Below are 20,914 nucleotides of genomic sequence, written 5' to 3' on the forward strand. Positions count from 1 at the left end.
AAGTATTTATTTATCTTTTCGCTAAAAAAGTGAACAATCTCTTTATCAAGTACTATTGCTAGTAGGTTTTTAGCGGTATTTTTAGTACATTACAGCATTAATTTTACGGGTTGAGTTGTTATGAGTTTTGTTGAAGTTGCTATTAAAGTCCCGCTTCCACGCACCTTTGATTATAAAATAGAAGAGCAGCTCAGTGGCTTATCAACCCCAATACTTCCGGGCATGCGGGTTTTAGTGCCTTTTGGTAATCAAAAAAAAGTGGCTGTTGTTCTGGGCATTAAAAACAGTACCGACGTCCCTTTAAATAAAATTAAGAATATTATAGAGGTAATAGACGACACCCCTATTTTAAGTGCCCAACATTTAGAACTCCTTAGCTTTACTGCCCGCTATTATTGCTACCCCTTAGGCGAAACTATTCATATAGCGCTACCGAGTGTACTTCGCCAAGGTGAATCGCCAGATAAAACCAGTATTAATATGGTTGCCCTGACAGAAAAAGGTGCAAAAGTACCGTCATTAAAAGCTAAAACACAGCTCAATTTATTAAAGCAGTTATCGCAATCGGGGAAATCATCGTTAACCGAATTAAAAGCTCTTGGCTTTAGTAAAAAAACAATCGATAGCCTAATAGATAAAGAACTCATAACACAAACTATTGAGCACGATAACCAATGGCAAAGTGTTGCTCCAACTGTCGGTAGTAAACCAGTACTTAATAAAGAACAAGCTGTTGCCTGTACGGCAATAAATCAAAGTAGTGGATTTAGCAGCTTTTTATTAGAAGGCGTAACTGGCAGTGGTAAAACAGAAGTGTATTTACAGTGCCTAGAAGAAGTACTCAAACGTGGCGAGCAAGCATTAGTATTAGTGCCAGAAATAGGCTTAACGCCACAAACTGTAAACCGTTTTCGTCGCCGCTTTCCTGATACACCCATTATGCTTTGGCATTCAGCCCTTACCGACAACGAGCGATTGCAAACATGGCGTTTTTGCGAAAAAGGCAGTTGTGCAATAGTTATAGGCACACGTTCGAGTATTTTTCTGCCATTTTTAAAACTCGGTATGATAGTTGTCGATGAAGAGCACGATTCATCATTTAAGCAACAAGATACCCTTCGTTACCATGCTCGTGATTTGGCCGCATACAGAGCTTTTCAGCATAAAATACCACTTATATTAGGCAGTGCTACACCCGCACTTGAAACACTTCACAAAGCAATTAATAACAAATATCAGCTACTAAGTTTAACCGAGCGCGCGCAAACTGCGACAGATAACCAATTTAAGTTACTCGATATGAAAGGCCAACCCGACCAAGCAGGTATTGCACATGCAAGCCTTGCAACTATGCGCCAACACTTAAATCGCGGTAAACAGGTTATGGTTTTTTTAAATCGCCGAGGTTTTTCACCCACTCTTATTTGCCATGAATGTGGCTGGCTAAGTGAATGTAAACGCTGCAGTACCAGCGCCACATTTCATAAAGCGATTGGGCAAATGATTTGTCATCACTGTGGCGATCAATACCCTGTTCCTCACCAATGTCCTGATTGTGGAAGTACGCAAATATTTCCAAATGGCAAAGGTACAGAGCAAATTGAAGAGTTTTTATCGACCGAGTTTCCAGATACACCCGTCACTCGCATAGACCGCGATTCAACTCGCCGTAAAGGCAGCCTTGAAAAAGCACTAGATGAAATAAACCTAGGCGGTGCACGCATTTTAGTAGGCACACAAATGCTTGCCAAAGGCCATCACTTTGCAGATGTAAGCCTTGTTATAATTTTAGACGTAGATAGCGGTTTATACTCATGCGACTTTAGGGCAACAGAGCATTTAGCACAGTTAGTTACTCAAGTCGCGGGGCGAGCTGGGCGTTCAGGGGAGCCTGGGCAAGTATTATTACAAACACACTTTCCAGAACACCCGCTTTTACAAGACTTAGTTAATAATGGTTACCAAGACTTTGCTCGCTTTGCACTGAGTGAACGCGATGATGCAGACTTACCACCCATTACAAATATGGCTATTGTCCGTGCACAAGGACACAGCATTAAGCTAGTCGTCGATTTTTTGACGGATTTGGTTCCTGTGAATGGGGTATCTGGTATACAATTGCTCGGTCCGATCCCTGCTCCACTTGAAAAAGTCGCAGGTATGTATCGTTTTCAATTACATATTCAAGCGCAAGATCGTCGCATATTACATCAGTACCTTGCGCAAATGGTTGATTATTTAAGTTCAAGTAAACTTGCACAAAAAGTACGCTGGAGCTTAGACGTAGACCCTATAGACATGATTTAGGTTAAGGCCAAAATAACACCATGGCACAGCACGATTATATTAACAAAAAGCCTGCAGGCAGAAACAGTAAAAAAAACGCACCCGCTAAAAAACCATTTCCTATTCTTTTAGCTGTCATAGCCATCTTACTCGTCGGTGGTTTTGCTTATACATTATGGTTTATTAAAAGTAATGCAGATCCAAAACTTGTCGAAAAACAAGCAAACCCCACTGCGCCCGCAAAAGTAGAAGTGGTTATTCCACGCACACCAGAGTTTATTAAAGAAATTAGAAACCACGAGATTCAAGTTGAAGTGAAAGAACTTGAGCAAAAAGGCCCTTACGTTATGCAGTGTGGTTCGTTTAAAACCCACGCACAAGCGGAATCGCTAAAAGCAAAAATAGCATTTGCAGGCCTCATTTCTGAAATAAAACAGGCTGAAGGCAGCAATGGTACTTGGTATAAAGTGCGCTTAGGCCCATATAAAACCAAACGCCAAGCCGAAAGTGATAAAAACAAACTTAAACGTGTAAAAATAGTCGGCTGCGGAATTTGGGGCTGGACTTGAAAATAAACCATTCACCCATATAACCTCTTCATAATCGTTTTTTACGAGTTGCCTCTGCAGCTCGATGATGAGGAATAACATGACTACTATCGTAAGTGTACGCCGTGGCGACAAGGTTGTAATTGGCGGCGATGGCCAAGTGTCTCTTGGTAATACCGTAATGAAGGGCAACGCCCGTAAAGTTCGACGTCTTTATAATGGCAAAGTAATCGCTGGTTTTGCCGGCGGTACTGCTGATGCCTTCACTCTTTTCGAACGCTTTGAAAGCAAATTAGAAATGCACCAAGGAAACCTGACTAAAGCCGCAGTAGAAATGGCTAAAGATTGGCGCAGCGACCGTGCACTTCGAAAACTCGAAGCGCTGCTCGCTGTTGCAGACGAAACAGCCTCTTTAATTATTACCGGTAATGGCGATGTGGTTCAACCTGAAAACGACCTAATTGCAATTGGCAGTGGTGGTAACTTTGCACAATCAGCTGCAACCGCCCTTTTAGAAAATACAGATTTAAGCGCTCGTGAAATAGTAGAGAAAAGCTTAACTATTGCAGGCAACATCTGCGTATTTACTAATAACTTCCAAACAATCGAAGAATTATAATAGGAACTATCATGTCTGATATGACCCCAAGAGAAATTGTTCACGAGCTAGATCAGCACATTATAGGTCAGGCTAAAGCAAAAAAAGCAGTGGCTATCGCACTTCGTAACCGCTGGCGCCGCATGCAACTCAAAGAAGATTTACGCAGCGAAGTAACACCAAAAAACATTTTAATGATTGGTCCAACCGGTGTAGGTAAAACAGAAATTGCCCGCCGATTAGCAAAACTTGCTAACGCACCCTTTATTAAAGTAGAAGCGACTAAGTTCACTGAAGTTGGCTATGTTGGTAAAGAAGTTGAGACTATCATCCGCGATTTAGTCGATGTATCAATTAAAATGACTCGCGAACAGCAGACTAAGAAATTTAAACATCGCGCCGAAGAAGCAGCAGAAGAGCGCATTTTAGATGCCCTTTTACCACCAGCGAAAGATCAATACGGCGAAACGCAGCGTGATGATAACTCATCAACTCGCCAAACGTTCCGTAAAAAGCTACGTGAAGGTCAGCTAGATGATAAAGAAATTGAAATCGATTTAGCACAAGCACAACCAAACGTAGAAATTATGGCGCCTCCTGGTATGGAAGATATGACCAACCAGCTACAAAGCATGTTTCAAAACATGGGCGGCGATAAGCGCACTAAGCGTAAACTAAAAATCAAAGAAGCCTTCAAACTATTAACGGAAGAAGAAGCCGCTAAATTAGTAAATCCTGAAGAGCTAAAAGAGCAAGCTATTTTTGCAGTAGAGCAAAACGGTATTGTGTTTATTGATGAAATAGACAAAATTTGTAAGCGCGGCGATTCTTCAGGTCCAGATGTGAGCCGAGAAGGTGTTCAGCGCGACTTACTACCGCTAATTGAAGGTTCAACTGTAAATACTAAGCACGGAATGGTTAAAACAGACCATATGCTGTTTATTGCCTCTGGTGCGTTTCAGATGGCAAAGCCATCAGATATGATCCCAGAGCTACAGGGCCGCTTACCGATTCGAGTAGAACTTGAAGCACTTACTGCAGATGACTTTAAACGCATCCTTACAGAGCCTCATGCATCGCTTACCGAGCAACAACGAGAGCTGCTTAAAACTGAGCAGGTATCGATTGAGTTTAGCGACGATGCAATTGAGCGTATTGCCAAAGCAGCTTGGCAAGTTAACGAGAAAACCGAAAACATCGGTGCTCGTCGTCTACACACTGTAATGGAAAGATTGATGGAAGAAATTTCATACGATGCTTCTGAAAAAGCAGGCTCGTCATTAGTAATCGACGCCGCTTATGTTGAAAAACACTTAGGTGCACTTGTTGAAGATGAAGACTTAAGCCGCTTTATTCTATAAAACGAATATAAACGTTATACTAAAAGCCTCCAAATTGGGGGCTTTTTAATGGGATATATTAAATGAAACACGTAACAAAAGTGCATTACCACAGTGTGAGTAAAAATCTAGATGTTTACTTTGATGATGACAGTAAAGCTGTATTTAGCTGTGAGTTTTTACGTGTACACTCCCCTTCAGCTGAAGTGCAGGGCCATGGCTCTGGCCCAATGAAGCTAGTACTTAATAAGCAAGCTGTAGGAATAAAAAGTATTGTACCTGTTGGGCATTACGCACTTCGTCTAGATTTTGACGATGGCCATAACAGCGGACTATTTAGCTGGCGCTACTTTGAAAAACTACAACAGCAACAAGATATATTGTGGAGTGAATATTTAGCGCGGGTAACTGAACACGAAAAAAGTAAAGATAGCGTGCCTATAAAATTTGTTCCTTAAACTTTATAGGCCCGTTCTATTAAGCGTTATTAAACCTTAAATTTATCAATTGCAGTGAACAGAACGCGAGCCTGCTCAGAGACCTCTTCACTTGTTTGCGCATTGTTAGCGGCATGTTCAGTTGCGTCTTGTGCAATATCGCGAATTCTTACTACATTTTTATTAACCTCTGATGCCACTTGGCTTTGCTCATCAATAGCAACCGCTATTTGAGAGCTCATTTCCATTATTGTTTGTACATCTTCAGTAATTGCGCCTAATAGCTCACCTGCTTTAATTGCTTGCGAGGCACTTTCATCACCTTGAGAGCGACATTTGTGCATAATACTCACCACTTCTTGAGTACGCTGCTGTAAGGTACTTATAATACCTTCAATCTCACTTGTAGACTCTTGAGTACGCTTTGCTAATGAACGAACCTCATCTGCAACAACAGCAAAACCACGACCATACTCACCAGCACGGGCCGCTTCTATTGCCGCATTAAGTGCAAGTAAATTTGTTTGATCTGCAATCCCTCGAATTACATCAAGCACTGAACCAATTGTTTCACCATCTTTTTCAAGTTGCGACACTACATTTGATGCATTCCCCAGCGAATCAGATAGGGCCCTAATGTGCTTAACGGTAGAATCTACTTCACTACGCCCTTGTTGTGCACTTAAATTTGTTGACTCTGCTTTTTTCGCAGCCGCCTCAGTATTCTGTGAAATATCCTGAATCGTCGCCTGCATTTCGGTGGCTGCCGTTGCAACCATGTCGGCTTCATGTAGTTGCTCTTGCATACCAGAGCTTGTTGCTGCGGTACTTTGTGATAAATGCTCTGTTGCTACATTAAGCGTGTTTAAAGCACCATTAACTTCGTTAATTAAGTTCTTAAAATCGCCTATTAAGCTATTAAAGTCGACCGTCATGGTGGTAATTTCGTCTTTACCAGTTTGCTCTATCATCACGCTCAAATCATTATTACGACGAATATCGTTAATGGTGTGATAAACCCGCTCAATAGGTACAATAATGGAGTGGCTTGTAAAATAAACGAGTGCTAATACAATCACACCTGCAATCACAAATACCAAAATAGCTAAAAATTGAGCCTGCTCTACACTTTGCTCTACTTGTAACTTAGTGTCTTTAACGATTTTAGAAACAATGGCGTCGCTTTTATCTACACTGTCACGCATTACTCCAAGTGCGCCTGACTCAAGATCTAGCCCTAGCTTAGTTTGCGCCTGCACAAGTGTTTGAAATTCGCTTTGGTATATATCAATCAAAGGATTAATTTGTGCTTTATAGTCGCTTGGCAGCTGTGCTGCAGCTACCTGCTGCTTAAATGTATTAATTCCCTCATTAAAACGCCCTAGGTACTTAATATCAAATCTCAGCATGAAATCTTTTTCTGAGCGTCTTAGTTGCAGCATTGACGACAGCAGCTGGTAATTTTGCTGCTCTTTTAATAGTTGCTCAACTTCATGAACCGAGCTTCTAAGCTTGCCATATAACCCGTCGGTCGGGGTTAAACCAATCTCTTTTTGAAGCTTAACAACAGTTTCAAAATCATTATTATAGCTATTTATTAGTTGCTCAAAGCGCTGGACCTGCTCCTGTGCGATACTTTGGTTAGCCATTAACTGTTGTAACTTTTTTACTTTATCACTTAACTGCTCAAAATCCGTTTCAAATGCAGTTAACGCGTCTTCTTGTTTATAAAACAAAAAGTTTTTTTCATGTTTACGCAATGCTAATGCATGTACGTTGAGCTCTTCTGCTAATTGAATAGTCTTGTTTAAGCTCAAGGTTGTACGTGATTCAAAAATAATCACGCATAAAAGGACCACCATTGCTAAACCAACAACGACTGCGTTTAGTTGTAAACGTCGTTTAATTGTTAAGTTTTGTAAAAAATTCATCGCTAACGCCTTTTTTAAATATGCATTTGTATTATAGCTAATAGATCAACAGCGACTAATTAATTTAACTTTTTATTATTGGTAATTCTAAACAGTTTAAATGTGATGGCTATAAGGCGACACTATCCCACAAACCTTTATGTAACGATTGTGTGTTATTCCATTGTTGTTTAACCAACCAATCAATTAAAGGCGCGGGATCGCTGGGGTAATTTATTTGCTTGTTTTGCGGCGCGCTATTCCAATCATCAAGGGCTTGTGGGTTTAAATAGTTCATAACATGCGCCATGCCCATGGCAAATAAAGTTTGTGCATTTGCTGCTTGCTCAAACTGACCATCTAAAGGCTTTAATAGTAACTTTTTACCTAACTTAAGCGCTTCACTGGCAAGCTCAAATCCCGCATTACCAATAACGCCACTTGTGTTTGCTAAGTCGTTTAAAAAGCCAGAACGTGAAGGGGCTCGTAAATGTATATGTCCAAAAGACTGATTGCTGGCATTTGGGTGATAGCAATAAAATTCTTTTTCGGGAAAGTCTTTTAAATAATCAACAACGCTATCTAAGTTTTCGAAAGGTAAATATACCAATACCTTGTTCATTACTGCTACAGGGTTGTCGTGATTATGATGAGCAATAAAAGGCGGTATTATATTATTTGCAAATGGTTGCCAGTGCACGCCTAAGTAGGTAGTCGCGGGTGCATAATGCTTGATAAGTGATTTTCTCAGTACGCCACGACCAAACATAGGTACGTTATCTGACAAAAATGCTGCTTGGTGACTAATGCCAATAACGGGTATACCTGCCCGTTTTGCAGCCCATGCTGTAACAGGCTCAAAGTCGTTAAGTACAAAATCGTACTGTTTTATCTCAAGCGATTTTATATCACTCACCAACTTACAAATTCGCATGTTTTTAAGTGTTTTTAAATTTTTAACTTGCCCATTTTCAGTGCTAAACGACAAACCACGATACGCTTTATAATCTGAGAATTCGTGCATATCAAAGTAATCTTTATTTGCGCGCCCTGAAAACACATAATCAACATCAATACCGAGCTTATTAAAGCAGCTTGCCATAACCCGAGCGCGCGTTATATGACCATTACCGGTACCTTGTACTCCATACAATATTTTCATGCAGGCACCACGAGTGCTAACGCAAATAAACCACAAAAACTACCAATCGTTGCGCCTATTATAATATCAGCAGGAAAGTGCACACCCAATACCACACGAGACATAGCAACGCCGGTAGCCCAACTAAATAGTAGTAATGCATATTCTGGGAAAAAATGGCTTAATATAATTGCCACTAAAAAAGCAGCGGCACTGTGACCCGATGGTAAACTAAATTTATCGCTTGGTACTATATAGGCATTTGTTACTAAGCAGTCGCATGGACGGATCCGAGCAAATCTATTTTTAGCTAGTAGGTAAATAGGTCTTTCTATAGCAAAACCAATTAATATAGTGACAGGCAATAATTGGTGCTGCTCATTATTACTAAGCCACCACACTGCTAAGCATATTAATATATAAAGCCCACCATCACCGCTTTTAGACAAACCAAAGGCCATTGTTTTAAACCACCTCGGTGAATTGCAATTAAACAAAGTTAAAAATAATTGCTCATCTATCTGAGTTACCTTTTTAAGCATATTATTATTCATCACCATCCCTCATCGCATAACATATGAACACCGATTTAGCTTATGTGTTGTAAATAACAATTGAGTGACGCTTTTAATACACTATTATTGCGATTAATGATTTAGCGCTTGTTTTGCCTAAATTTACTGCGATTAAGTCGTTGTTATTGCTTATAAGGAGGGTATACTGAGATATAAATTAATGTACCTTTTGAGGATAAAATAATGGATTACAGCACTTCTGATTTATGCGACCACTTTGCTGACGTGGTTGACGTGCTAGAGCCTATGTTCATCAACTTTGGTGGTCGACACAGCTTTGGTGGCCGCATTAAAACGGTTAAATGTTTTGAAAATAATGAACTCATCCGCGAATTACTTTCTCAAGATGGTACAGACCTAGTACTTCTTATTGATGGTGGCGGCTCAACTCGTCGCGCACTAATCGACATTGAACTGGCTGAGCTAGCACTTGAAAACAACTGGAATGGTATTGTTGTTTACGGCGCAGTACGCCACGTTGATGAGCTTGAAGAGCTTGATTTAGGCATTCAAGCAATTGCTTCAATCCCTGTTGCAGCCGACAGCGAAGGTGCTGGTGAAGATGCTATAGGCGTTAACTTTGCTGGGGTATCATTTTTTGATGACGACTTTATTTATGCTGATAGCACAGGCATTGTTTTATCTGCAGAAGAATTAGAGTTGGAAGTTGTAGAAGTATAACGTGACTTCCCATTTAAAAGTATATGATGAAAGCGCGGTTAGAACACTTTGCTCTACCCGCGCAAATGAGAAAAAAGCATGGCAATCAATGGCCTTGCTCGACACCCAAGTAAACCTGCAACAAGCACTTGTTGACGCTGCTCAATTTGGTATCCGCTATGTACTTCTGGGTATTTGCGAAGATATCGGCCCAAAAGCAAACTTAGGAAATGGCGGTGCAAACGAAGCATGGCCGGCTTTTTTAAAACGCTTTTTAAACCAACCTCACAATCAATTTATTGCCACTCAAAAAGTGCTTTTATTGGGTGAAGTTAATACTGATGATTTAATGGCGCAAAGCAACCAGCTTAATAATCAGCAAGGCCAGCAGTTAACTCAATTACGAGATTTATGCCAACAGCTTGATGAACGCGTAGAGTCGGTATTGAGCCTTATTTTTAAAGCGGGGCTTGAGCCAATCGTTATTGGCGGAGGTCATAACAATTGCTTGGGAATTATCCGTGCCCTGAGTAAGTCAAAAAATACACCTATTAATGCTATCAACTTTGACCCTCATGCCGACTTTAGAGAATGTGAAGGTCGCCATAGCGGCAATGGCTTTCGCTACGCTTATAACGAGCAACATCTAAGTAATTACCACGTTATTGGCTTACATGAGATAAAAAACAATCAAGCAATTATAGATGCAATGAGTGAAGCTAACTTTACGTTTGATAGCTATCAATCAATACAAGTTAAGCGAAAAACTACACTCACGCAGGCAATTGAAAACGCATTAAGTAATTTTAACGATTTACCACTGGGTATTGAAGTTGATTTAGATAGTATTACTTACATGCCGGTGAGTGCGTACACATGTTGCGGATTTAGTGTGAATGACACTGAGCACTTTGTGCATTTAGCAGCAAACCATCGCGACTCTAAGTACTTACATTTATGTGAAGCAGCGCCTAGCCAGCACCCTAACGGAGTTGAGGCCGGTGCTGCCCATGTAGGACAAGTGATCAGTGCACTTGTGAATAGCTATCTACAAGCCAAAGAAAACACTTAGCGCTGTTGAACTAATCGCCACTCTTTTAGCCAGCTCATTAAACCAATACTACTTAGCGGGTGACCAAAGTAATAACCTTGGGCAGCATAACCTTTTAAGCTTTTTACAAACTTAAGTTGCTCAAGTGTTTCTACCCCTTCAAAAATCACTTTTGTTTTTTGTTGGTTATGCATTTCAACCATTCCGCTAACTAAACTGCGTATATTATTTTGATTACTAAAGTCAGAAGTGAGTGAAGGTGAAACCTTAATATACTCTACCGCTAAGCTTGGTAACTTAGAAAGCAGTACCGGGTTATCACCAAGTCCATCAACACATACTTTTAAGCCTATGTTATTAAGCCTTGCGATCATGCCTCTGCCTTTATCATCTAGTCCCGCAAAAATATGCAAAGGGCATTCAACAATTAAATCGCCAGCTTCCAAGTGATGCTCACTTAAAACAACATCAACAAATTCAATAAACTCTTCGTTAAGCATTTCAGGACCAAATACGTTAATGCTAAGCGGTATAGAAATACCTTCTATTCTAAGCGCCATTGCAAGCTCAGCAGCTCTCTCTATTACAAATTTAGCGAGTGGATAACCAAGCCCTGCAATTCTAATGTCGTCGATAAACCTGTTAGCGGATAAAATCCCTTGCTTAGGGTGCTGCCAACGCAGTAGTAATTCTAAAAACTCAATTTGACCGTTTTCGTTACAAATAATAGGCTGAAAATAAAGCTCTAACTCGCTCGAAAAATCAATATTTGCTAATTCCTTTAGTCGCGCTTGTTGCTCTCGCAATTCAATCATCATTTGTTGATGATAAGGCACAACCTTGCGATCTGGGTGGCTATCGAGTGCCAGATATGCGTACGATATTAAATTATCAAAGTTGTTATCTTGCTCATTACAATCAACATAACTCGCTCTCGCTTTTACTTCTACAGTGCAGTTAGCAACATTAAATGGCTTAAGCGTTGCACCCAGTATTTGGTCAATAACTAATTCATGTAAGTGTTTTTGATTCGCGAAACTACAAATAAATGCAAAGTTAAGACCCCCTAAGTGGGCTAGCTTTTCTTGTCCAGTTAAAGTCACTATTTCGTCACTTGAAAGTAGCTCTTTTATTCGATTAGCCGATTGCGCTAACAGTATATCGCCAAAGTCGCGTCCAATATGCTGGTTAACTTGCTCAAAGCCTTCAAGGCGAATAACGATTAACGCTGCGCTTATTTGTTTGTTGTCGCACCATGTATAGTAACCTTGGCGTAACTGTTTTCTATCTGCAAAAACTGAAAGCGGAGACTCTTCAATAAATGCATCACCTTCAGGTTCTGGCTCTATAACGACTTCTATTTCAGCACTTTCATCATTTAAAAAGCCAACAATAGCTAATAATAATATTGCTAACACAACCCAAAATAGCGGAACTTCCAATAATAAATGAGCTGAAAATAGAACAACAAATAAAAGACCAGCCATTGAGCTGGTAATTATCATGCTCCAATTATTTCGCTCAAATGCTTGCCATAAGTGAAAACAAAACCCAAAGGCTAGTAAAATAGCAAGCCAAGCCGCACCGCTGCTTAAAATAGCTAAACCAACAGCAGCTGTGCATAAATAACTAAATTTAATACTGGTATTTTTAACAGCAAATAAAGTGGCGATCATCGCCATTAATAGTGCACCACTAAAAAATATTGGGAAATTACTGTCGGTTAGTATGTTCAAATTAACGGCATCCGTATTCGCTAAAAAAGTTTAAACCAAGTTATATGTGGGTAAAAATAATACAAACTAATTAATTCTACCCAAAATCCATAAATTTAACAGTTTATTTACGCCAAATTGGTAACTTAATTGTGATGGATGACTTATTTGCCAATGCGCAATATCAGCTCTTGCGCCAACCTTTAAAATACCACGGTCGTCTAACCCTAGTGCTTTAGCTGCATTTCGAGTAACACCAGCTAATGCTTGCTCAGGTGTTAATCTAAACAATGTGCATGCCATGTTCATCATCAAGTGCACTGAGCATAGCGGTGAAGTACCTGGGTTAAAATCACTCGCAATAGCTATCGGTACTTTATATTGATTAAGTATCTCAATAGGTGGGAATTTAGTTTCTCTTAAAAAATAAAATGCACCTGGCAATAACACCGCTACCGTCCCAGCGTCTGCCATGGCTTTTACACCCTCTTCATCTAGATGCTCAATATGATCCGCCGAAAGGCCATTAAACTGCGCCACCAGCTTAGCACCCTGTTGATTAGATAGCTGCTCAGCATGGCATTTTACTGGGAGGTTATGCTTTTTAGCCGCCTGGAAAACACGTTTGGTTTGCGAATAACTAAACCCAACATTTTCACAAAATACATCGACTGCATCAGCAAGATTATTAGCCACTACCTGATCAAGCATGTCAGTACACACTAAATCAATATATTCATCAGCACGGCCTTTGTATTCAGGCGGTAGAGCATGCGCCCCTAAAAAAGTAGTTTTAATATCAATAGGGTGATGTTCACCTAATAAACGAGCGACTTCTAATATTTTTATCTCGTTTTCAGTATCTAGCCCATAACCAGACTTTATTTCAACGGTGGTTACACCTTCTTTTAACAACGTATTTAAGCGATCTTTTGCATCTACAAACAATTGTTCACGGTCGGCTGCTCTTGTGGCTTTAACCGTACTTGCTATGCCACCGCCTTGTGCTGCGATTTGCTCATAACTTACACCCTGCAAGCGCTGTTCAAACTCTTGCGATCTTGAACCTGCAAATACTAAGTGCGTATGACAGTCTATTAGGCCCGGCGTTAACCATTGTCCCTTTACACTCAATGTCGGCGTTGCAAACACATCAAAACTAGGCAATGTTGATTGCTCTCCAATCCACGCAATTTTACCATTTTTAATGGCTATAGCAGCATTTTCAATTGCGCCATAAGGGGCATTTATATTGCTATCCATAGTGGCAATATTGGCATCAGTTAAAAGTAAGTCGATTTCTTCTAACTCATAATTTTGTGTTGTGCTTTGCATTTTTTAGCCCTTTTTACGCCCAGAGTGATGAAAATATAGTCTAACAACCCATCTTGTATATACAAGATAATTGTGTCATCTTATTTATATAGTTTATTTTTAATGTAACCATAAATTTAATGACGACACCTAAATTTGCGCAAATAAAACAATTCATTGTTGATAAAATACGCAGCGGTACGTGGCAAGAAAACCAACGTGTTCCCTCTGAAAACGAACTAAGTAGTCAATTTAGTGTAAGCAGGATGACAGCCCGCAGAGCACTAAGCGAATTAACCGAGGCAGGTATTTTAACCCGCAGCCAAGGGTTAGGTACATTTGTAGCTACATTTAAATCGCAGTCATCGTTACTTGAAATAAAAAATATTGCTGATGAAGTAAAAGAGCGTAACGGCAACTACACCTGTAGTGTACTCATACTCGAATCAATAAATGCAGTAGCACCTATTGCCATTGCACTTGGTGTTGAGGTTGACAGTGTTGTATATCGAAGTGTACTTGTGCATAACGAAAATGACAGCCCTTTGCAGCTAGAAGAGCGTTTTGTAAATCCTGCCCTTGCGACTGGCTACTTACAACAAGACTTCAGCACTCTTACACCACATGAATATCTATCTAGTGTTGCCCCACTTACCCAAGCAAGGCATACAGTAGAGGCCATTATGCCAAACAGCGAAATGTGCCAATGGTTAAATTTATATAATGAAGAGCCATGCTTACAAGTGATCCGACGCACCTGGTCTGTTAAAGGCATTGTAAGCTTTGCGCGCCTTGTATCACCTGGCAGTAAATATCGCTTAGGCGGCCACTTAACATTTAAAAAATAACAAACAATAGCGCTTACTGCGCTTTTTTTATAACAAATCACCTTGTATATACAACAGGAGCAAAACATGAACAACCGACTCGACACAAGTCGCGTAATACGTGCACCTCATGGAGATAAAATAAGTGCTAAAAGCTGGCAAACAGAAGCTGCTAAGCGCATGCTAATGAATAACTTAGACCCTGAAGTTGCAGAGCATCCTCATGCACTTGTTGTATATGGTGGTATTGGCCGAGCAGCTCGTGATTGGCCAAGTTATGACAAAATTATAGAAACCCTCGATAGGCTCGAAAGCGACGAAACCCTGCTTGTACAATCAGGAAAACCCGTTGGTGTATTTAAAACCCACTGTAATGCTCCTCGCGTGCTTATTGCTAACTCAAATCTTGTTCCACACTGGGCAAATTGGGAGCACTTTAACGAGCTCGATAAAAAAGGCTTGATGATGTACGGGCAAATGACGGCGGGTTCTTGGATCTATATTGGCTCGCAAGGCATAGTACAAGGGACTTACGAAACCTTTGTAGCTATGGCAAAGCAACATTTTGCAGGTAGCGCTAGTGGTAAATGGGTATTAACAGGTGGTCTTGGTGGTATGGGCGGTGCGCAACCACTTGCAGCTACAATGGCTGGGTTTAGTGCACTGGTTGTTGAATGTGATGAAAGCCGTATCGATTTTCGTATAAAAACAGGCTACGTTGATGTAAAAGCAACAAGTCTTGAACACGCACTGCAATTAGTAACCAATGCATGTGTTAAAGGTAAAGCCCTCTCAGTGGGTTTACTAGGTAACGCTGCCGATGTATTTAGTACACTGGTTAAAACAGGCATTACCCCTGATGTAGTCACAGATCAAACATCAGCTCACGATCCATTAAATGGTTACTTACCACAAGGCTGGACAATGGAGTACGCAGCAAAAATGCGTGAGCAAGATCCAAAAGCCGTAGTAAAAGCCGCTAAACAATCAATGGCAGTCCAAGTTAAAGCTATGCTGGCACTACAAAAAGCCGGTGCCGCCACTACTGATTACGGTAATAATATTCGTCAAATGGCGTTTGATGAGGGTGTTACCAACGCGTTTGATTTTCCTGGATTTGTGCCTGCCTATATTCGCCCTTTATTTTGTGAAGGTATTGGACCATTTAGATGGGTAGCATTATCAGGCGACCCTGAAGATATATATAAAACCGACGCTAAAGTAAAAGAGCTTATTCCTGATGATGCACATTTACATAACTGGCTTGATATGGCGCGGGAACGCATACAATTCCAAGGTTTACCTGCACGCATTTGCTGGGTTGGCCTAAAAGATAGAGCACGCCTTGCACTGGCCTTTAATGAAATGGTTAAAAATGGCGAACTTAAAGCCCCTATAGTTATTGGTCGCGATCACCTCGACTCTGGCTCAGTTGCCAGCCCTAACCGCGAAACAGAGAGCATGAAAGATGGCTCAGATGCAGTATCAGATTGGCCATTACTCAACGCACTGCTTAATACCGCAAGTGGCGCTACTTGGGTGTCGCTTCATCATGGTGGCGGTGTAGGAATGGGATTTAGTCAGCACTCTGGTGTAGTTATTGTTGCCGATGGTACTGATGAAGCTAAAGAGCGTATTGCTCGCGTACTGTGGAACGACCCTGCAACAGGTGTAATGCGCCATGCTGATGCCGGATACGACATAGCAAAAAACTGCGCTAAAGAACAAAATTTAGACCTACCTATGTTAAACGAGGAATGATCATGTTCGAACTTACTCTCACACCCGGATCACTTGATTTAAACACACTAAGAAAAATTAATAATTCACCGGTAAAGCTGAGCCTTGCAAAGCATGCCGAGTCGCAAATAGCAGCCAGCGCGCAAACCGTTCAAAATGTTATTAATGAACACCGCACTGTATATGGAATTAACACCGGCTTTGGATTATTAGCCAATACTAAAATTGCCGACGACCAACTTGAATTATTACAGCGCTCCATTGTGCTTTCACACGCTGCGGGTATTGGCGAATACATGGATGACAGCACAGTAAGGTTAATGATCACCTTAAAAGTAAACTCGCTTTCACGTGGCTATTCGGGCATTCGCCTGCAAGTGATCCAATTTTTTATGCAGCTGCTTAGTAGCGAAGTATATCCATGCGTGCCTAAAAAAGGCTCCGTGGGGGCATCGGGAGATTTAGCCCCTCTTGCGCATATGTGTCTACCTTTATTAGCTGAAGGTCAAATGCGACATAAAGGAGAAATAATTAGCGCAGCACAAGGGTTAAAAATAGCGGGACTTGAACCCCTTACCCTTGCAGCCAAAGAAGGCTTAGCATTATTAAATGGCACACAAGCGTCGACTGCGTTTGCACTACAAGGCCTATTTAGAAGCGAGAACCTATATGCACAAAGCTGCGTTATCGGCTCGATAAGTATAGAAGCCGCAATGGGCAGTCGCGCGCCATTTGATGCACGTATTCATGAAATTCGCGGACAGCGCGGACAAATAGACACCGCTCAAGTATTTAGAGAGCTACTCGATACGCACTCTCAGATTAGTAACTCCCACGTCAATTGTGAAAAAGTACAAGATCCATACTGCCTTCGCTGCCAGCCTCAAGTGCTAGGTGCTTGCCTAACTCAGATACGCCAAGCTGCAGAAGTGTTACTATGCGAGTCAAACGGTGTAACCGATAATCCGCTAGTTTTTGCCGATGTAGGCGACATTATATCGGGAGGAAACTTTCATGCAGAGCCCGTTGCAATGGCCGCTGACAACTTAGCAATCGCAATTGCAGAAATTGGCGCATTAGCAGAAAGGCGAATTGCATTACTTATCGATTCAAACCTATCCAAATTACCGCCATTTTTAGTTGAAAACGGCGGGGTAAATTCTGGATTTATGATTGCCCAAGTTACCGCAGCAGCGCTTGCATCAGAAAACAAATCATTAGCGCATCCGGCTTCGGTTGATAGCTTGCCTACATCTGCAAATCAAGAAGATCATGTTTCTATGGCAACCTTTGCAGCAAGGCGCTTAGATGAAATGGCCAATAATACCCAAGGTGTTTTGGCAATAGAATGGTTAGCATCGGTTCAAGGGCTAGAATTTAGAAAGCCGCTTGAACCATCAGATAAAGTGCAAAGCGCTAAAGCATTGTTACGCGAGCATGTAAGTTATTATGATAAAGACCGCTACTTTGCTCCCGATATCGAAGCTGCTAATACATTACTAAGTGAAGGTAAGCTATGCGACTTTATAGAGAGCAGTCCCCTGCCTTCAGCATATTAAATACCGTGCTGATAGCTAAACCCTAAGGCTTCAATGGCTGAGCCTAATATTTTTCGCTCAGCCGAATCAGTTCCTGTAAACGTTGGCATTTCACCACCATGTTGCTGACACTTCATAGCGTAGTATTCAGCTTTTGTGGGGTGCGCAGGATTAACCACATTATAAATATTTTGCCCTACTTGCCAGTGCTCTATCACCGCAAAAATAGCATTAATTACATCTTGTTGATGCGCCATATTTACCACTTGCTCACTTGATGTATTGAGCTCTTTACCTGCCACAAAACGCCCCGGTTCTCTATTAGGCCCTAGTAAGCCAGCTAAACGAAGTATTTTGCCATCTTGTTCAAGCACTTGCTCTTCAGCTTCGTAAAGCTTTATTTGGCGCTCGTTTGTGCATGAAATATCGCTACTTTCGCTATATACACCAGGCTCTTGATCGTACACCCCGGTTGATGAGCACAATAAAAAGCCCTTTGCGTTTAGCTCCTTTGAAAGCTTAAGCGCTGCGGTGAGTGTTTCAGGATAATTACTTTCACTGTGTCTGCTACGTGGTGGAATAGCACATACCCAATAAGCATCTTGTAAATCAACTTGATGCCTTAATTGTCCATCTTCAAGTGTAAACTGACGCTCAAAGTCAAACTCGTGTATATCTGTTCTATGCGTTCCTTGTACTTGCCAGTCAGCTTTTTGTGCACTTAGGCATAAAGCATGTCCTAACCAGCCTGCTCCTAATACTACTAATTTATTACTTTTATTTGTCATTTTTGTATAAGCCTTTATTTTAAACGCATAATTAGTTCTTTCTATCTAACTTTATAGAGATTTTAAGTAAGATATGATTAGATATAATTTCATAAATAATAAAAATATGTGTACTCATGCTAAATAATTTATCATTACGGAAGAAAATATTATTATTGATTGGTGGAACAATTACCGTTTTACTAATTATCGCCTCAACATTTTTTGTTAAACACATTGCCAATCTCTCTAGAGAAAACATAGAAAACGAAGCACAAAGTTATCTACAGACCGAGCAACTTTCAATGCAAAGTTACTTCGCGATGTACGGTAAAATGGTATCAACCTTTGTTAATAACCCACATTTAATCAACTTTTTTGAAAATTGGGATACACGGGATCAAGCACTCGAAAGCGCGCCAGGTTACAACGAAGTAAACCAAGACTTTGTGCGTTTAAGCTCAAATGACGAAAACATTTTATCGGCCTTTTTTGCCTCAGCAACCACCGGTGAATACTTTAAAGAAAACGAGCGTACAAGTCACTACAACGACCAGCCTTATTACGCTTACAAGCGTGGGTGGTGGCAAGAAGCCATGCAAGTTAACAAGCTTTACGTAGGTCCAATCTCTGTTGATTTAACCACAGGCGTAGCATCCGCAGTAGTACAACAACCTGTTTATAACGCTCAGCGAAAACTCATTGGTATGGGCGGTGTTGATTTACAATTAAACAAAATTAACGACATGGTCGAAAATATTCGCTTTAACGGCCAAGGTTATGGATTTTTACTCGATGGTAATCAAAAAGTAGTTCATTTTTCAAAGGCCACTGGGCATAAACTTTCAATTACAGATGAAGGTGCAAACGGTAAAGAAGGGCTCGATGCGCTTGAGCAACAATTTACAAATACAGCAGGCTTTAAAGAGTTAAATACACAAATGCGAAATAACCTTGAAGGCAGCCAAATGGTTACTTTTAAAGGTGAGCAGTTTTATGTGGTTTACCATCGTTTGCAGCTAGAGCAGCCTTATATAGATTGGTATGTAGGTCTACTTATCCCAACTACTATGATTGAAGAGCCCGTAAATGCTGCAGTAACCGCTACAACAACAGCGGTAATTATTATCTTAATCATTATATTGGCCATGATTTTATGGGCTACCCACATGATTTCAAAACCCATTACAACGCTTACGCACATTATGCGTGATATAGCATCGGGCGAAGGCGATCTTACTCAAAAAATTGATATTAATAGTCAAGATGAAGTGGGACAGCTGGCCAACCATATGAACACTTTTATTGATAAGTTGCACGCCATGATGCTTGATACCGCAGCGCAAGCAGAACAACTAAGTAATGCAGCGGCCCAGCTAAGAAGTGTTTCTGAGAAAACAAATTCTGAAATTCAGCAAGAGAAGCAGCAAGTTGATAGCGTGAGCGCAGCGGTAACTGAAATGGCGACTACTGTGCTTGAAATATCACGTAACGCACAACACACAAATAACGCAGCTGAAGAAGTACAAGCAATTACAGCTGAAGGAGCTAGCCGTTCTACACAGGCGCAAACAGTAATGACTGAACTGGCATTACATATTGGCGAAGCATCTAAAGTGGTTGCGGGTCTTGAGCAAGAAAGTAATAACATTGGTGCATTAGTCGATGTAATTAATTCCATTGCTGATCAAACCAACTTACTTGCACTTAATGCGGCCATAGAGGCTGCTCGTGCCGGTGAACACGGTAGAGGCTTTGCCGTTGTTGCTGATGAAGTACGTTCACTAGCAAGTCGCACACAAGAATCAACAGACGATATTCGAAATATGATTTCGCGCTTGCAGCAAATAGCTCAACAAGCCTCAGTAATGATGCAACAAGGACAAGATCAAACCGAGGGCTCAGTGCTTCAAACTAAAGAAGTGCTTAGCTCACTTCACAATATTGCGCAGTCGGTTACTAAAGTACAAGACCAAAGTCATCAAATAGCCACATCTACCGAGGAGCAAACTGTTGTTGCTGAAGATATTAATACGAGCCTTTCGGCAATTAATAACTTAGTGAACAGTACCGCTGACCATGCGCACACCCTCGCTGACGAAGCTCGTGACTTAAGTGATTTAGCTGCGGCGCTTAACAAAACGGTTAATCAATTTAAATTATAAAACATGTATTTAATAGTTGTGTTTAAGCGTAAAACTTAAGCGCAACTATAACCCTTGTTTTTAATTTATTTAGCACCATATCTTTACAGTTCGCTGCTATTTTTACTGTAATTGAGTAATACAAAGTGATTTTTACGAACCAGATCAAATTTTTCGATTTTATACACCGATCTTTTTATTGAGATAGTTTGTTGTTTGGCAGAGTCTGGTATAGTAGCGCACGTAATAAACAGTGCTTTTTGAACGGTTTAATACAAAATTGCTAATTAATATGTTCTAAGTGTTACTTAAAAGCACATATT

General features: G+C 40.7%; 17 protein-coding genes. 11 read left to right on the forward strand and 6 right to left on the reverse strand.

Annotation, left to right across the window (positions count from 1 at the left end; genetic code table 11):
• The first annotated feature begins 120 nt into the window (after positions 1-120).
• The 5 genes from priA to H5088_RS15205 all read left to right on the forward strand — a co-directional run bounded on the left by priA (position 121) and on the right by H5088_RS15205 (position 5,230).
• Positions 121-2,307 carry a primosomal protein N' gene (gene priA / locus H5088_RS15185; RefSeq protein WP_154903921.1) on the forward strand — a complete coding sequence of 729 codons (2,187 nt, stop codon included), beginning with the start codon at positions 121-123 and terminating at the stop codon, positions 2,305-2,307.
• A gap of 20 nt (positions 2,308-2,327) precedes the next feature.
• Entirely contained in the window at positions 2,328-2,855 is a 528-nt protein-coding gene (locus H5088_RS15190; protein WP_024596311.1) for an SPOR domain-containing protein, read from the forward strand.
• 79 nt (positions 2,856-2,934) lie between these two features.
• Complete coding sequence (gene hslV, locus H5088_RS15195) at positions 2,935-3,453, forward strand: ATP-dependent protease subunit HslV (RefSeq protein ID WP_002958366.1); 519 nt, start codon at positions 2,935-2,937, stop codon at positions 3,451-3,453.
• 11 nt (positions 3,454-3,464) lie between these two features.
• Positions 3,465-4,793 carry an HslU--HslV peptidase ATPase subunit gene (gene hslU, locus H5088_RS15200; RefSeq protein ID WP_024596310.1) on the forward strand — a complete coding sequence of 443 codons (1,329 nt, stop codon included), beginning with the start codon at positions 3,465-3,467 and terminating at the stop codon, positions 4,791-4,793.
• Between the two features lie 62 nt (positions 4,794-4,855).
• Positions 4,856-5,230, forward strand: a complete 375-nt coding sequence (locus H5088_RS15205; protein ID WP_182733615.1) for a gamma-butyrobetaine hydroxylase-like domain-containing protein — start codon at positions 4,856-4,858, stop codon at positions 5,228-5,230.
• Between the two features lie 29 nt (positions 5,231-5,259).
• Here H5088_RS15205 and H5088_RS15210 read toward each other — a convergent pair whose 3' ends face one another.
• The 3 genes from H5088_RS15210 to H5088_RS15220 all read right to left on the reverse strand — a co-directional run bounded on the left by H5088_RS15210 (position 5,260) and on the right by H5088_RS15220 (position 8,817).
• Entirely contained in the window at positions 5,260-7,140 is a 1,881-nt protein-coding gene (locus tag H5088_RS15210; protein WP_182753534.1) for a methyl-accepting chemotaxis protein, read from the reverse strand.
• Between the two features lie 109 nt (positions 7,141-7,249).
• Complete coding sequence (locus H5088_RS15215) at positions 7,250-8,281, reverse strand: MJ1255/VC2487 family glycosyltransferase (protein ID WP_002958362.1); 1,032 nt, start codon at positions 8,279-8,281, stop codon at positions 7,250-7,252.
• Positions 8,278-8,817 (reverse strand): phosphatase PAP2 family protein, encoded by a 540-nt coding sequence (locus H5088_RS15220; RefSeq protein WP_024596307.1) that lies wholly within the window; start codon positions 8,815-8,817, stop codon positions 8,278-8,280. Before H5088_RS15220 ends, H5088_RS15215 begins: the two co-directional genes overlap by 4 nt.
• A 201-nt stretch (positions 8,818-9,018) precedes the next feature.
• Between H5088_RS15220 and rraA the strand changes: the two genes are divergently transcribed.
• A complete protein-coding gene (rraA, locus tag H5088_RS15225; protein ID WP_002959955.1) occupies positions 9,019-9,516 on the forward strand; it encodes a ribonuclease E activity regulator RraA in 498 nt (165 codons plus the stop codon).
• Between the two features lies 1 nt (position 9,517).
• The gene (locus H5088_RS15230) at positions 9,518-10,567 is read left to right on the forward strand and encodes a formimidoylglutamase (RefSeq protein WP_165723716.1); all 1,050 of its coding nucleotides are present in this window, start codon (positions 9,518-9,520) and stop codon (positions 10,565-10,567) included.
• Here H5088_RS15230 and H5088_RS15235 read toward each other — a convergent pair.
• Complete coding sequence (locus H5088_RS15235; protein WP_182753576.1) at positions 10,564-12,228, reverse strand: EAL domain-containing protein; 1,665 nt, start codon at positions 12,226-12,228, stop codon at positions 10,564-10,566. The genes H5088_RS15230 and H5088_RS15235 overlap by 4 nt on opposite strands.
• Before the next feature lie 120 nt (positions 12,229-12,348).
• The gene (gene hutI, locus H5088_RS15240) at positions 12,349-13,596 is read right to left on the reverse strand and encodes an imidazolonepropionase (protein WP_182753536.1); all 1,248 of its coding nucleotides are present in this window, start codon (positions 13,594-13,596) and stop codon (positions 12,349-12,351) included.
• A gap of 119 nt (positions 13,597-13,715) precedes the next feature.
• On the opposite strand from hutI, the gene hutC reads away from it, so the two are divergent.
• From hutC to hutH, 3 genes are all read left to right on the forward strand, one after another.
• On the forward strand, positions 13,716-14,423 hold the full coding sequence (gene hutC / locus H5088_RS15245; RefSeq protein WP_024596303.1) for a histidine utilization repressor: 708 nt from the start codon (positions 13,716-13,718) through the stop codon (positions 14,421-14,423).
• A 66-nt stretch (positions 14,424-14,489) separates the two neighbouring features.
• Complete coding sequence (hutU, locus tag H5088_RS15250) at positions 14,490-16,163, forward strand: urocanate hydratase (RefSeq protein WP_182753538.1); 1,674 nt, start codon at positions 14,490-14,492, stop codon at positions 16,161-16,163.
• A gap of 2 nt (positions 16,164-16,165) precedes the next feature.
• Positions 16,166-17,701: a histidine ammonia-lyase gene (gene hutH, locus H5088_RS15255; RefSeq protein WP_182197460.1), complete on the forward strand. Its 1,536-nt coding sequence runs from the start codon at positions 16,166-16,168 to the stop codon at positions 17,699-17,701.
• Here the strand turns inward: hutH and H5088_RS15260 are convergent.
• Positions 17,698-18,468: an NADP-binding protein gene (locus H5088_RS15260; RefSeq protein WP_182753541.1), complete on the reverse strand. Its 771-nt coding sequence runs from the start codon at positions 18,466-18,468 to the stop codon at positions 17,698-17,700. The genes hutH and H5088_RS15260 overlap by 4 nt on opposite strands.
• A 116-nt stretch (positions 18,469-18,584) precedes the next feature.
• Between H5088_RS15260 and H5088_RS15265 the strand changes: the two genes are divergently transcribed.
• The gene (locus H5088_RS15265; RefSeq protein WP_182753543.1) at positions 18,585-20,612 is read left to right on the forward strand and encodes a methyl-accepting chemotaxis protein; all 2,028 of its coding nucleotides are present in this window, start codon (positions 18,585-18,587) and stop codon (positions 20,610-20,612) included.
• The last annotated feature ends 302 nt before the right edge of the window (positions 20,613-20,914 follow it).

It is taken from the genome of Pseudoalteromonas sp. SR43-3, assembly GCF_014163875.1.
Lineage (GTDB): Bacteria > Pseudomonadota > Gammaproteobacteria > Enterobacterales > Alteromonadaceae > Pseudoalteromonas > Pseudoalteromonas distincta.